We start from the raw sequence: 13336 nt of genomic DNA, 5'->3' as shown, positions 1-13336 counted from the left end.
TCTCACGTGATCACAGACGAACTACGGCAGGCCGCCGAGCACGGGCGCGTCTGCGCCCTCGCCGCCCAGGGGCAACGCGACCTGCAACGGTGTCTGACGGCTCATCCGGACCTTTTCGCGGAAGGGCCCTTCGACGGCGCGCTGACCAGCACCATCGCGATGGTCACCGCGTTCAGCGCGCCCCGGTGTTCGACCGCCGAGCTGCGACTGACCAATCGGGCGGTGCTCTGGGTCTTCGCGCTGGACTGGCAGGTGGACCGGCTGGCCACGTCCGCCGCCGAGGTCGACCGGCTGGTGCAGGGGCAGCTTCGGGTTGCGGACGGCGCACCGCCGCTGGCCGACGATCCGCTGGGCCGGTTCCTCGCCGTTCTGCACGCCGATCTCGCTGCCGCGCCCGCCTTTGACAGGCTCGGCGGGGCATGGCGGGCGGTGGCGCGTCGAAGCCTGCTGGCCATGCGGCGGGAGTGGCAGTGGAAGACGGCGATGGGCGACGACCTCGCACCGCGGCCCACCCTCGCCGAGTATCTGGACAACGCGGACAACCTGGCCAGCACCCTCGTGAACGTCGTGCAGTGGATCCGGACCGGCGCGGCCGAGACCGAGGCTCAACTCGACCGGCTGGTCGTCGTGAGTGACGCGGTGCAACGCGCCCTCCGGCTGGTCAACGACCTGGGCACCTACGAGCGGGACCTCCGCTGGGGCGACCTGAACGCGATCATGCTGGTGGACGACCGGTCGGTTGTGGAACAGGAGCTGAAGCGCCTGGTCGTGGAGGCGACCGGGCTGCTGGAGGAGTTGCGGGACGACTGCCCCAGGGAGGCGGAGTACCTGACCCAGCAACTCGGCTACACCACCGGCTTCTACCGGAGCACCGACTTCTGGGGAGTGTCGTGAGCACTGGGGCCCTGGTCCAGGACACCGGCGCGGCGAAAGGTCCCGGGCCGGCGGGCGACGTCGACGAGGTGATCGCCGAGCTGAGCCGGCACCCGTCCGGCCGTACCTCCGCGTCGCCGTACGAGACCGCCCGGCTGGTCTCCCTGGCGCCCTGGTTGCCACGACACGCCGACCGGATCCAGTACCTGCTTGCCGGGCAGCGCCCCGACGGCGGCTGGGGCGGGCCGGACGGGTACGCCCTGGTGCCCACCCTGAGCGCGGTGGAGGGGCTGATCGCGGCGTTGCTGCGCGACGAGCCGGTGGGCTGGTCCTCCGTGGCGGTGCACGATGCCGTCGACCGTGGGTTGCGACTGCTGTTCGACCGGGCCGCCGGCCCGGCTACCTGCCCCGTGCCGGACCTGCCGGCCGTGGACCTGATCGTCCCGGCCCTCGTCGACCGGATCGCCGACCAACTCGACGACCCGCCGACGCAGTTGGCCCGCTGGCGCGGCGCCGGCGCGCCGCCGATGCCCGACGGGCTGGATCGGCAGCGGCTCGACCGGGTACGCCAGCTGGTCGGATCCGGTCGGCCGATTCCGCCCAAGCTGCTGCACGCGTTGGAGATCCTCGGACCGGCCGCCCGGAGAGCGGAAGGTGTCACCGCGACCGCCGCCGGCCCGGTCGGCGCCTCGCCGGCCGCCACCGCAGCCTGGCTCGGTGACCCCGACGGTACTCAATCCGCCCCGCTGGACTACCTGATTCGGGTGCTCGGTGAGCACGATGGAGCGGTTCCCTGTGCCACTCCGATCACCGTGTTCGAACGCGGGTGGGCGCTGAGTACCCTGGCGCGCGCCGGTGTGCTCCCGGCGGTGCCACCGGAGCTGACCGCGGCGCTGCGCGAGGCGCTGGGACCGGACGGGGCGGCCACCGGGCCGGGGCTGCCCACCGACGCCGACACGACGGCGGTGACGCTGTACACGCTGGCCCTCCTGGGCCACGCCACCGATCCGACGTGCCTGAGCCGCTTCGACACCGGTGAGCACTTCGGCACCTGGCAGGGCGAGGACGGTTCGTCGGTGACCACGAACGCGCACGTGTTGGAGGCGTTCGGTCGGTGCCTGGGCGGCGACGACCCCGCCGCGGCCCCGGTGCTGCGCCGGCTCACCGGCTGGCTGCTCGACCGGCAACAGCTCGACGGTCGATGGTCGGATCGGTGGCACGCCTCGTCGTACTACGCCACCTACTGCGTCGTGCTGGCGCTTCGGGAGTACGGCGGCCCGTCGGCCCACGCGGCGGTGCAGCGGGCCGTCACCTGGGTGCTCGACAGCCAGCGGGCCGACGGTTCCTGGGGGCGATGGCGTAGCACGCCGGAGGAGACCGCCTACGGACTACTCGTGTTGCTGGCAGCGCCGCCATCACCCACGATCCAGGCCGCAGGGGTCGTCGCAGCCCGCCGACTGTCCACAATGCAGGACGAGGCCACCGACACTCCACTGTGGCATGACAAGGATCTCTATCATCCAACGGTGATAGTCCGAGCGGCGGTGGCGGCCGCCCGAGCGTCAGCTGCGGCGCGGCTGAGCGGTTCCGCCCATATCTCAGATAGCCGTTGGTCTGCACCGCTTGAGGGAAATTCCGGACACTGCTAGCGTGCGCCGGGCCGGGGGCTGGGCTCATTCAGCCAATCGAATCGGTCGAGGGACGGGTGGGATGGCTTCCCGCAGTGCAAGTTTGCGCACCAAGATTGTGGCCCTGTTGGTCTCGCTCGCCGCGCTCTGGGCGTTCGCGGCCTGGGTGACCCTGCGCGACGGTTTCAACGTGCTCGGTGCGCAGACGCTCGACGCGCAGGTCGCGCAACCAAGTGAGTCGCTGCTCACCGAGCTCCAACGGGAGCGTCGGATGTCGGTGGTCTACCTTGGCCGCCGCGACCAGGGCCTGGCACAGCAGTTGCAGGTGCAGCACGAGCGCAGCGAGGAGAGGGCGACCGCCTTCGCCGAGTCGGCCCGCAGCTGGCGGGCCCGGTTCGCGTCGAGTGACGAGCTGATCGGGCGGATCGACGAGATGGTCGCCCGACTGGACGGACTCGGCGAGATGCGGGTGGCCGTGGTCTCCGGCTCCGTGGACCGGTCCGGCGCGGCCGCGGCGTACACCGGGGTCCTCGACTCGCTGTTCCGGGTGTACGCGGCCATGGGCCAACTCGACGACGAGCAGATCGCCCAGGACACCGTCAACCTCACCCGGCTCGTCCGGGTGCGGGAGCTGATGTCGCAAGAGGACGCCCTCTTCGCCGGGATGGCCGCCGCCGGTAGGGTCAGCACCCCGGAGTACACCCAGTTCGCCCATCTGGTCGGCGCGCAGCGGTTCCTGGTCGCCGAGGCGTTGGCCGAGCTGCCGGACGCCGACCGCGGGCGCTACGTCCAGATGACCGAGGGGCAGGCCTTCACCCGCCTCCGAGCCCTCGAAGATCGGATGGTCACCGGCGGTCGCCCCAACGCGCCGCCGCCGGTCGAGGCCGACGCCTGGCAGGCCGCGATCGATCCCGCCCTGCAGGAGCAGGAAGCCGTCGTCCTGGCCGGTGGTGACGCTCTGGTGAAGCGCGCCACCCCGGTGGCGGTCTGGGTGGTCATCCGGCTGGTGCTCGCCGCCGGTCTCGGTCTGCTCGCCGTCATCGCCTCCATCGTCGTCTCGATCACCACGGCACGGACCCTGTTGCGTCAGTTGGGCCGACTGCGCGACGCCGCCTGGCAGCTCGCCGACGAGCGGCTGCCGCGGGTCGTGGAGCGGCTCGGGCGTGGCGAGGATGTCGACGTGGCCACCGAGGCGCCTCCGCTGGAATTCGGCACCGACGAGATCGGCCAGGTCGGCAAGGCGTTCAACGCGGTCCAGGAGACCGCCCTGCGTACCGCGGTCCAGCAGGCCGACCTGCGTCGCAACGTCCGCGAGGTCTTCCTCAGCCTGGCCCGCCGCACCCAGGCTCTCGTGCACCGCCAGCTCACCCTGCTCGACGCGATGGAGCGCCGCGAACACGACGCGGACGAGTTGGAGGACCTCTTCCGGGTCGACCACCTGGCCACCCGGATGCGGCGCAACGCGGAAAACCTGATCGTGCTCTCCGGCTCCACCCCCGGTCGGGCCTGGCGGCGCAACGTCCCGATGGTCGATGTGGTGCGCGGCGCCGTGGCCGAGGTGGAGGACTACACCCGCGTTAACGTGCTGCCGCTCGGCCGGGTCTCGCTCGCCGGCCGCGCGGTCGGCGACATGATCCACCTGCTCGCCGAGTTGATCGAGAACGGCCTCTCGTTCTCCCCACCGCACACCACCGTGGAGGTTCGCGGCCAGGTGGTGGCCAACGGGTTCGCCATCGAGATCGAGGACCGGGGCCTCGGCATGAGCGAGGAGGATCTGGCCGCGGCGAACCACCGCATCGTCGACCAGTCCGAGTTGAACCTCGCCAACGCCACCCGCCTCGGGCTGTACGTGGTGAGCCGGCTGACCGAGCGGCACGGCGTACGGGTGCGGCTCAAGGAGTCCGCGTACGGCGGCACCACCGCGGTCGTGCTGATCCCACTGGAGCTCGTCACCGAGGACACTGTCGGCGTCGAGGACTCGGGCGAGATCCGCTCCGGCTCGGCCATCCCGCTGCCGTCGGGGCCGTCCGGCACCAGTGGCCGCCCCGCCATCCTCGCGCCGGTCGCGGTTGCCGCGTCGACGACCAGCACCCGCGAGACGCCGGAAGCGGTGACCCCGCCGGCACCGGTGTCGGACGAGACGGCCACCCCGGAGGTCGTGGCCGACGAGGGCGGCGGCCTGCCCACCCGGCAGCGGACCGTCCCGATCACCGACAGGTCCGAGCTTTCCACCCGAGCCCGGCGCGTCCCGGGCCTGCAAGCCCTGGAGGCCCCCACGGTGCCCACCGGCCTGCCCGCGGTCGACGGCAACCGATCGACCGAGAGCCGCGACGTGCCGGACGCGGCCAGCGACGGTGGTCCCCAGGCCACCGAGGCCGAGGCGGTCCGGACCGACTCGGGCCTACCCGTCCGCGTCCGACAGGCGAACATCGTCCCCGAGTTGCGGGACGACCCGGCCGCGACCGAGGACGACGACGACCTGGATGCGGTACGCGCCCCGGAGCAGGTGCGCCGAATGATGAGTTCGTACCAGACCGGCACCCGGCGTGGTCGGACCGACGCGGCGCGGCTGCTCGGCGGCACCTCCGGCACCTCGACGGCGTCAACCCCCGAGCAGACCGACGAGGACCCGAAAGCGACCTGACCAAGCGCTGGTTTTCCGCGCGGTGTGACGGTCAACCCGAGACGAGAACGGCGCACAGCCGGGCGAGAAGAGGACGACGAAGTGGTGCAGAAGACGGCTTCGAGTGCCGACCTGACGTGGTTGCTGGATGACCTGGTGGGCCGGGTGAAGCAGGCCGAGCACGCGGTCGCGCTCTCCACCGATGGCCTGTTGATGGCCTCCTCCCAGGGGTTGAGCCGGGACGACGGCGAGCACCTCGCTGCCATGGCGGCCGGCATCCAGAGCCTGGCCCGGGGCGCGGGTAAGCGCTTCGGTGGCGGGCAGGTGCAGCAGACCATCATCGAGATGCAGTCGTCGTTCCTGTTCGTCACCGCGGCCGGCCGTAACGCCTGCCTGGCGGTGCTGGCCAGCGAGGACGCCGACGTCGGGCTGATCGCCTACGAGATGGCGATGCTCGTCACCCGCGTCGGCAAGTACGTCGCGTCGCCGTCCCGCACCGAGCAGCCGGCCGGCGAGAGGTAGCGGTGATGACGGTCCAGGGGGAGTCCGCAGGCCAGCAGTGGGTGGATGACCATGCTGGTCCGGTCGTTCGGCCGTACGCGGTGACGCGCGGACGGGCCCGTCCGATCACCGGCACGTTCGACCTGATCTCCCTGGTCACCGCGACCCGAGCCGAGGTCACACCGGAGATCGGTCTCGGCCCGGAGCACCTGGCGATCGTCGGGCTGTGCCAACGCATACAGTCCGTCGCCGAGATCGCCGCCCATCTCGACCTGCCGGTGGGCACCATCCGGGTGCTCCTCGGTGACCTCGCGGCTCGCAGCCTGGTGCAGGTTCGCGAGCCGCACACCACGGCCGGCCTTCCCGACAACAGCATCTTCGAGGCGGTAATCAATGGACTACGGGCACTCTGACCGGCCGGCGGGAGCGACCCCACTGCCCACCGCGATCAAGATCCTTGTCGCCGGTGGCTTCGGCGTGGGCAAGACGACCATGGTCGGTGCGGTCAGCGAGACCCGGCCGCTGCGCACCGAGGAGGTGCTGACGGAGTCGGGGGTCGGCATCGACGACCTGTCCGGGGTGGAGGGTAAGACCACCACCACCGTGGCCATGGACTTCGGCCGGATCACCATCAGCGACGACCTGGTGCTGTACCTGTTCGGCACGCCCGGCCAGGATCGGTTCTGGTTCGTCTGGGACGAGCTGGCGTTGGGCGCGATCGGCGCGGTGGTGCTGGCCGACACTCGCCGGCTCGCCGACTGCTTCCCGTCGATCGACTACTTCGAGGGCCGGGGCACGCCCTTCGTGGTCGCGGTGAACTGCTTCGAGGGTTCCCGCAAGTACCGGCTCGACGAGGTGCAGGCCGCGCTGAACCTGGACCCGGGGGTGCCGGTGCTGCTCTGCGACGCCCGGCAGCGCGAGTCGAGCAAGGAGGTGCTCGTCACGCTGATGGAGCACGCCATGAAGACCCGCGAGGCTCGCCGCCGCGCCGCCAACGGGAACTGACCGGGTTTCTCGGGGAAGGGTGTCCGGAAGACGGTCGCCCGATCGTCATGCTGGCGACACCCCGAGAGACCAGGGAGCGACCAGATGAAGTACCTGATGTTCGTGTGCAGCGACACCGAGCCGGACACCGACCCCACCGAGTTGCCCGACATCCACAAGTGGGTGGCGGAGAACGACTCTCGTGGCCGCCGCCTGACCGGCAACGTGCTGGCGGCGACCAGCGCGGCCACCACCGTCCGTGTCCGTGACGGCGAGCTGCTCATCTCCGAGGGGCCGTTCGCGGAGACCACCGAGGTGATCGTGGGTTTCGACCTGCTCGACTGCGCCGACCTGGACGAGGCGATCGAGGTGGCGCGCACCCACCCGATGGCCCGCGAGGGGCGACTGGAGCTGCGCCCGTTCGCGGACCTGAGCGACTGACGACGTTGTCCACCTCGCAGCGCCGGCCGGTGCGGATCCAGGCGCCGGCCGGCGCGGCGGCGGCGGAGGCTGTCGCTGCCGCCGGCGTCGAGGCGTACCCCCGGATCGTCGCGACCCTGATCCGGGTGACCGGGGACTGGGCGTTGGCCGAGGACTGCGCCCAGGAGGCGCTGGCCGTCGCCCTGGAACGCTGGCCCGGCGACGGTGTGCCGACCAACCCCGGTGGCTGGCTGATGACCGTGGCCCGTAACCGGGCGCTCGACGTGCTGCGTCGGGCCAGCGTGGAGCGCCGCAAGCTGCACGACCTGGCATTGCTCACGCCGACCGATCCGCAGCCAGAGCCCGAGGTGGGGCAGGACGTGGTGGACGACCGACTGCGTCTGATCTTCACCTGCTGCCATCCGGCGCTGGCCCTCGACGCCCGGGTGGCGTTGACGTTGCGAACCGTGTGTGGTGTGCCGACGGCGGACATCGCCCGCCTCCTGCTGGTCAGCGAGTCGACGATGACCCGACGGCTGACCCGGGCGCGCACCCGCATCGCGCAGGCCGGCATCCCGTACCGGGTGCCAAGTGGGCCGGCGCTGACCGAGCGGCTGCCCGGCGTCCTCGCCGTGCTGTACCTGCTGTTCACCCGGGGCTACGCCGCCGACGGCGAGCCGGCCTTCGCCGACGAGGCGGTCCGACTGGCCCGGCTCCTCGACCGGCTCATGCCGGAGCAGTCCGAAGTGGCCGCGCTGCTGGCGCTGTTCCTGTTCCAGCACTCCCGCCGCGACGCCCGCCGGGACGCCGCCGGCGCCCTGCTCACCCTGGAGCGGCAGGACCGCGACCGGTGGGACCGCGCCGGCATCGCCGAGGGCCTGGCCGCGCTCGATCGGGTACGCCGCGACGGGCCGTACGCGTGGCAGGCGCGGATCGCCGCGTGCCACGCCACCGCCGTCTCGGCCGACGACACCGACTGGCCGGCGATCGCCCGGGCCTACGACGCGCTCGCCGACATCCGCCCCTCACCGGTGGTCGCGCTCAACCGCGCTGTCGCGCACGGCTACGCGTACGGCCCGGCCGTCGGGTTGGACCTGCTCGACGCGGCACACGCCGGGGGAGGGCTGGACGGCAACCCGCTCGCGGTGGCCGTACGGGCCGATCTGGTGGCCCGCCAGGGCGACCGGATACGCGCGGCAACCCTGTTCCGGGAGGCGGCGGCGGTCAGCTCGGCCGCCGAACGCCACGCGCTGCTCAAGCGGGCTGCCGAACTCGCCAGGTAGGACAGGGGGTCAGCCGCGGGGCCCACCTCGCCTCCGCCCTCGCCACGGCGGGCGCGTCGGTGATCGTCAACTACCGCGCCGACGCCGCCGGTGCCGAACGCATCGTCGAGGACATCGTCACCGCAGGCGGGCGCGCGATTCGCCGTCCAAGGCGACGTCGGCCGCCGTGGAGACGTCCGAGCGCCGTTCACCCACCGCCCGAAAGGCATTCGGGGAAATGTTGTGCGCCAGCGGTGGTCAGCGATGACCGGCACCCACCTGTGGTGCGCGCCTGCCGCATCGTGGCCTTTCAGTCCCGCGGTGCGACCCGGATACGGTTCCCGTCGGGATCGGCTGCGAGGAAGGTCAGCCCAAACCCCGCATCATGAGGCTCCTGCAGGATCGTGACCCCCTTGGACCGCCACTGCTTGAAGATCGCGTTGACCTCGTCGGGTCCACCGCCGCCGATGGCCAGGCAAACCTCACTGGTACGTGGGACGTCCGGCGACAGATCCTCGAACTGGCCAGACCACACTGCGAGGTCAGCGCCCGGCCCGAGGTCAAAGGTGATGTATCCCGGAGTCTCGAACGAGGGGCTCAGGTCAAGGAGGTCGCCGTAGAAACGAGCTGCGGCGGGAGCGTCGTTCACGTAGACGATGGACACGAAGGATCTGGTCATGGTTGTTCCTTCTCACTGGTCGTAGGTCTGCATCCACCAGCCTGGCCGGAATATGCGCCGTATCGTGTCGCAATTTCCTGGAAAACTTCGCGTGTGAACCCGGACCGCTTCTTCGCACTGATGCTGCTGCTCGAATCGAGAGATGGCGCAACCACCCAGGAACTTGCCTCGGCGCTCGGGGTTTCCCTCCGAACCATCACCCGGGACCTGAACTGGCTCCGCGACGCCGGTCTGCCGGTGACCGCACACCGGGGCCGCCTCGGCGGCGTGACCATGCTGCCCGGGTCCGGGCTCGATCTCACGCGGCTCACGCCCGGCGAGCATGATCATCTTTCGCTGATCGGGCTAGATGAGAAGCAACGCGCGGAGCTCAACACCTCGGCCGAGAGCCGACGCGCGCTCGCCAAGCTCGCCGCGACACAGTCACGTCGCGTTGATGAGCTCCTGCCGCTCAGCGACGTCGTGCACGTGGACAGCCGTCCCTGGCACCAGACACGAGCTTCCGGCACGAATCCGGCTGCACTGATCGGCGCAGTGCGGCGAGGCCGCCAGCTACGGATCGAGTACGACAGCCCACGCGAGCCATGCCCACGTGACCTGGTCGTGGATTCCTACGGGCTGCTCGCCAAGGCCGGCATCTGGTACCTCGTCGCCGACTGTGCCCGAGTGCCACGGATGTACCGACTCGAACGGATCACCACCTGGCAAGAAGTCGACCAGCCACGACGGCTCCGCGAAAACCAAACCCTGGCCACCGTCGCTGCAGCGCTCATCGATCAGTGGGAACACAGCCACGCGATAGAGGTCAGCGCCACCATCGACCCGACCCAGATCGAGAGAGCGCAACGGATCTTTGGCCTACGACTCGTCCGGGACGACGATGAAGAATCCGCCACCGGCCACAAGGTGACAATCCGCTTCCTGAATCTGGAGGACGTGCGAGCACTACTGCCGTTCGGGAACGCCGTCACTGTGCACGGCCCCACCGAAGCCAGGGCTCACCTCCGGGACCTCGCCACCAACCTCGCCCACCACTACGCGCCGTCACCAATGTCCTGAACAGCAACAGCACCACCTAGTTGTCCTCCTCGCGCTGTCGGCCGAGCAGGAGGGCAAGGGTGCCCCCTGGCCGCTCGTCGTTGGCGGCGCCGCAGCAGTAGCGGGCGCCAGAACCCGTCGGCAAGCTCGGTCGGCCGGATCGCCGCCGCAACACGCCGGGGCTTGACAGGGACACGACCTGAACCGGGCGGCGGGCCCGGCTACCCACCGGCGGCGACAACCCATGCCGCCCGGCGCCACGACCGGGCCGATGGAGGCCGCTGCCGAGTCGAGAGCGAGGAGAAACGCAAGGGCCGCTCCCCGCAAGCGCGGAAAGCGGCCCGTACGCCGGACGTCGGTACGTCAGTTGGCGATCATGCGGCGCAGCACGTACTGCAGGATGCCGCCGTGCCGGTAGTAGTCCGCCTCACCGGGGGTGTCGATCCGCACCACCGCGTCGAACTCCACGCCGGTGTCGGTGCTGACCTGCACCGTGCGCGGGGTGTCCCCGTCGTTGAGGGCGGTCACCCCGGTGATGGTGAACGTCTCCGTGCCGGTGAGACCGAGCGACTCGGCGTTGACGTCGACCGGGAACTGCAACGGCAGCACGCCCATGCCGATCAGGTTGGAGCGGTGGATCCGCTCGTACGACTCGGCGATGACCGCCCGCACACCCAGCAGCATCGTGCCCTTGGCAGCCCAGTCTCGCGACGAACCCGAGCCGTACTCCTTGCCGGCCAGCACGACCAGCGGGATGCCGGCCTCCTGGTAGGCGACGGAGGCGTCGTAGATCGAGGTCTGCTCGCCGGTGAGGTGGTTGACGGTGAAGCCACCCTCCACGCCGGGGACCAGCTGGTTGCGCAGCCGGATGTTGGCGAAGGTGCCCCGGATCATCACCTCGTGGTTGCCCCGCCGGGAACCGTACGAGTTGAACTCGTGGCGCGGCACGCCGTGCTCGGCGAGGTACGTGCCGGCCGGAGAGTCGGCCTTGATCGCGCCGGCCGGCGAGATGTGGTCGGTGGTCACCGAGTCACCCAGCTTCGCCAGCACCCGCGCGCCGGCGATGTCCACGACCGGGCTCGGCTCCTGCTGCATGCCCTCGAAGTACGGGGGCTTGCGCACGTAGGTGGAGTCGCTCTCCCAGGCGAAGGTGTCGCCGGTCGGGGTGGGCAGCGACTGCCACCGCTCGTCGCCGGCGAAGACATCGGCGTACGCGGCACTGAACCCGGTCGCGCCGATCGCCTGGGCGATGACGTCCTGGATCTCGGTGCTGTTCGGCCAGATCTCCCGCAGGTAGACCGGGTTGCCCTCGGTGTCCTCACCGATCGGCTCGTTGGCCAGGTCGATGTCCATGGTGCCGGCGAGCGCGTACGCGACCACCAGCGGCGGGGACGCCAGGTAGTTCATCTTGACGTCCGGGTTGATCCGGCCCTCGAAGTTCCGGTTGCCCGACAGCACCGAGACGACCGACAGGTCGTGCTCGTTGACCGCGGCGGACACCTCCTCGGGCAGCGGCCCCGAGTTGCCGATGCAGGTGGTGCAGCCGTAGCCGACCAGGTTGAAGCCGAGCTTGTCCAGGTACGGGGTGAGGCCGGCCCGCTCGTAGTAGTCCATGACGACCTTCGAGCCCGGTGCCAGGGTGGTCTTCACCCACGGCTTGCGGCTCAGGCCCTTGTCGACGGCGTTCCGCGCCAGCAGCGCGGCACCGATCATCACCTGCGGGTTGGACGTGTTGGTGCAGGAGGTGATCGCGGCGATCACCACGGCGCCGTGGTCCAACTCGTACTCGACACCGTCGGCGCCGGTGACCCGTACCGGCTTGCTGGCTCGACCGCCCGCGCCGACCGCCGCGGTCTCCAGGTCACGCGGCTCGTCGGCCGGGTCGCTGAACTCGTTGGCCGGCGGGTCGCTGGCCGGGAAGGACTCGGCGCTGGCCTCGTCGGCCGGGCCGTTGGCACCGCGCGGCAGCTCCTCGCGGGGAACGCCCGGCTTGAAGTCACGCTCGCCGACCGAGTCGTCGGAGACGTAGTCGGTCAGCGCCGAGCGGAACAGCGTCTTGGCGCTGCCCAGCGGCACCCGGTCCTGCGGGCGCTTCGGGCCGGCGAGCGACGGCTCGATGGTGCCGAGGTCCAGCTCCAGGCGCTCCGAGTAGTCCGGCTCGTGGTTCGGGTCGTGCCAGAGGCCCTGCTCCTTGGCGTACGCCTCGACGAGAGCGACCTGCGCGGCGTCGCGACCGGTCAGCTCCAGGTAGCGGACCGTCTCCGCGTCGATCGGGAAGATCGCCACGGTCGAGCCGTACTCCGGGGACATGTTGCCGATGGTGGCCCGGTTGGCCAGCGGTACGGCGCTCACGCCGGGGCCGTAGAACTCGACGAACTTGCCGACCACGCCGTGCTTGCGCAGCATCTCGGTGATGGTCAGCACCAGGTCGGTGGCGGTGGTGCCGGCCGGCATCTCACCGGAGAGCTTGAAGCCCACCACGCGGGGGATCAGCATGCTGACCGGCTGGCCGAGCATCGCGGCCTCGGCCTCGATACCGCCGACGCCCCAGCCCAGCACACCCAGGCCGTTGACCATCGTGGTGTGCGAGTCGGTGCCGACCACGGTGTCCGGGTACGCCTGGCCGCCGCGCTCCATGATGGTGCGGGCCAGGTACTCGATGTTGACCTGGTGCACGATGCCGGTGCCCGGCGGGACGACCTTGAACTCGTTGAACGCGGTCTGGCCCCAGCGCAGGAACTGGTAACGCTCCTTGTTGCGCTCGTACTCCAGCTCCACGTTGCGGGCGAACGCGTCCTCGCGGCCGAACAGGTCGGCGATCACCGAGTGGTCGATGACCAGCTCGGCCGGGGCAAGGGGGTTGACCTTGGTGGCGTCGCCGCCCAGGTCTCGCACCGCCTCGCGCATGGTGGCCAGGTCGACCACGCAGGGCACGCCGGTGAAGTCCTGCATGAGCACCCGCGCCGGGGTGAACTGGATCTCGACGCTCGGGGCGGCGCTGGAGTCCCACGCGCCGAGCTGCTCGATGTGGTCGGCGGTGATGTTCGCGCCGTCCTCGGTCCGCAGCAGGTTCTCCAGCAGGATCTTCAGGCTGTACGGCAGCCGCGCGTGGCCGTCCACCTTGTCAATCTTGAAAATCTCGTAGCTCGCGTCTCCGACGCGTAGCTGGGTCTTCGCACCGAAGGTGTCGAGGCTCGCCACGTCGTACTCCTTCACACCAGCGACCGTAAGTAGTCCTGAGCAGTCTGTCGCACCGGTCGGGGTACCGCCGAGGTTAGGTGACACTTACCGCCCGATCACGCTCTTAACAAAACCGTACGTCCGTCTT

Annotated in this window: 11 protein-coding genes; 9 read left to right on the top strand and 2 right to left on the bottom strand. The window is 70.5% G+C overall.

Annotated elements, in window-relative coordinates; all coding sequences use genetic code 11:
• The first annotated feature begins 6 nt into the window (after positions 1 to 6).
• The 8 genes from AB0O48_RS33040 to AB0O48_RS33005 all read left to right on the top strand — a co-directional run bounded on the left by AB0O48_RS33040 (position 7) and on the right by AB0O48_RS33005 (position 8312).
• Entirely contained in the window at positions 7 to 894 is an 888-nt protein-coding gene (locus tag AB0O48_RS33040) for a terpene synthase (RefSeq protein WP_357248759.1), read from the top strand.
• On the top strand, positions 891 to 2522 hold the full coding sequence (locus tag AB0O48_RS33035; protein ID WP_365069807.1) for a prenyltransferase/squalene oxidase repeat-containing protein: 1632 nt from the start codon (positions 891 to 893) through the stop codon (positions 2520 to 2522). Before AB0O48_RS33040 ends, AB0O48_RS33035 begins: the two co-directional genes overlap by 4 nt.
• 61 nt (positions 2523 to 2583) lie before the next feature.
• Positions 2584 to 5145, top strand: a complete 2562-nt coding sequence (locus AB0O48_RS33030) for a nitrate- and nitrite sensing domain-containing protein (protein ID WP_365069805.1) — start codon at positions 2584 to 2586, stop codon at positions 5143 to 5145.
• An 81-nt stretch (positions 5146 to 5226) separates the two neighbouring features.
• Positions 5227 to 5646, top strand: coding sequence for a roadblock/LC7 domain-containing protein (locus tag AB0O48_RS33025; protein WP_357248750.1), 420 nt, complete (start codon positions 5227 to 5229; stop codon positions 5644 to 5646).
• 5 nt (positions 5647 to 5651) lie between these two features.
• Entirely contained in the window at positions 5652 to 6038 is a 387-nt protein-coding gene (locus tag AB0O48_RS33020; protein WP_357248747.1) for a DUF742 domain-containing protein, read from the top strand.
• Positions 6019 to 6630, top strand: a complete 612-nt coding sequence (locus AB0O48_RS33015) for an ATP/GTP-binding protein (RefSeq protein ID WP_357248744.1) — start codon at positions 6019 to 6021, stop codon at positions 6628 to 6630. Before AB0O48_RS33020 ends, AB0O48_RS33015 begins: the two co-directional genes overlap by 20 nt.
• A gap of 84 nt (positions 6631 to 6714) precedes the next feature.
• Entirely contained in the window at positions 6715 to 7050 is a 336-nt protein-coding gene (locus AB0O48_RS33010) for a YciI family protein (RefSeq protein WP_357248742.1), read from the top strand.
• Between the two features lie 5 nt (positions 7051 to 7055).
• Positions 7056 to 8312 (top strand): sigma-70 family RNA polymerase sigma factor, encoded by a 1257-nt coding sequence (locus tag AB0O48_RS33005; RefSeq protein ID WP_365069802.1) that lies wholly within the window; start codon positions 7056 to 7058, stop codon positions 8310 to 8312.
• A 289-nt stretch (positions 8313 to 8601) separates the two neighbouring features.
• Here AB0O48_RS33005 and AB0O48_RS33000 read toward each other — a convergent pair whose 3' ends face one another.
• On the bottom strand, positions 8602 to 8970 hold the full coding sequence (locus AB0O48_RS33000; RefSeq protein WP_357573052.1) for a VOC family protein: 369 nt from the start codon (positions 8968 to 8970) through the stop codon (positions 8602 to 8604).
• 93 nt (positions 8971 to 9063) lie between these two features.
• Between AB0O48_RS33000 and AB0O48_RS32995 the strand changes: the two genes are divergently transcribed.
• A complete protein-coding gene (locus AB0O48_RS32995) occupies positions 9064 to 10029 on the top strand; it encodes a WYL domain-containing protein (protein WP_365069800.1) in 966 nt (321 codons plus the stop codon).
• 342 nt (positions 10030 to 10371) lie between these two features.
• Here AB0O48_RS32995 and AB0O48_RS32990 read toward each other — a convergent pair whose 3' ends face one another.
• Entirely contained in the window at positions 10372 to 13224 is a 2853-nt protein-coding gene (locus tag AB0O48_RS32990) for an aconitate hydratase (RefSeq protein WP_365069798.1), read from the bottom strand.
• Positions 13225 to 13336 lie beyond the last annotated feature (112 nt).

It is taken from the genome of Micromonospora sp. NPDC085948 (genome assembly GCF_040686315.1).
Taxonomy (GTDB): Bacteria; Actinomycetota; Actinomycetes; order Mycobacteriales; family Micromonosporaceae; genus Micromonospora.
Note: the sequence above shows the minus strand (reverse complement) of the source record. Positions and strands in the feature narration are given on the sequence as shown.

What these genes read in the sequence shown, in the direction of transcription:
- AB0O48_RS33015 (WP_357248744.1), top strand. Translation starts at nt 6,019, where the DNA reads ATGGACTACGGGCACTCTGACCGGCCGGCGGGAGCGACCCCACTGCCC.
- AB0O48_RS33000 (WP_357573052.1), bottom strand. Translation starts at nt 8,970, where the DNA reads ATGACCAGATCCTTCGTGTCCATCGTCTACGTGAACGACGCTCCCGCC.
- AB0O48_RS33020 (WP_357248747.1), top strand. Translation starts at nt 5,652, where the DNA reads ATGACGGTCCAGGGGGAGTCCGCAGGCCAGCAGTGGGTGGATGACCAT.
- AB0O48_RS33030 (WP_365069805.1), top strand. Translation starts at nt 2,584, where the DNA reads ATGGCTTCCCGCAGTGCAAGTTTGCGCACCAAGATTGTGGCCCTGTTG.
- AB0O48_RS33010 (WP_357248742.1), top strand. Translation starts at nt 6,715, where the DNA reads ATGAAGTACCTGATGTTCGTGTGCAGCGACACCGAGCCGGACACCGAC.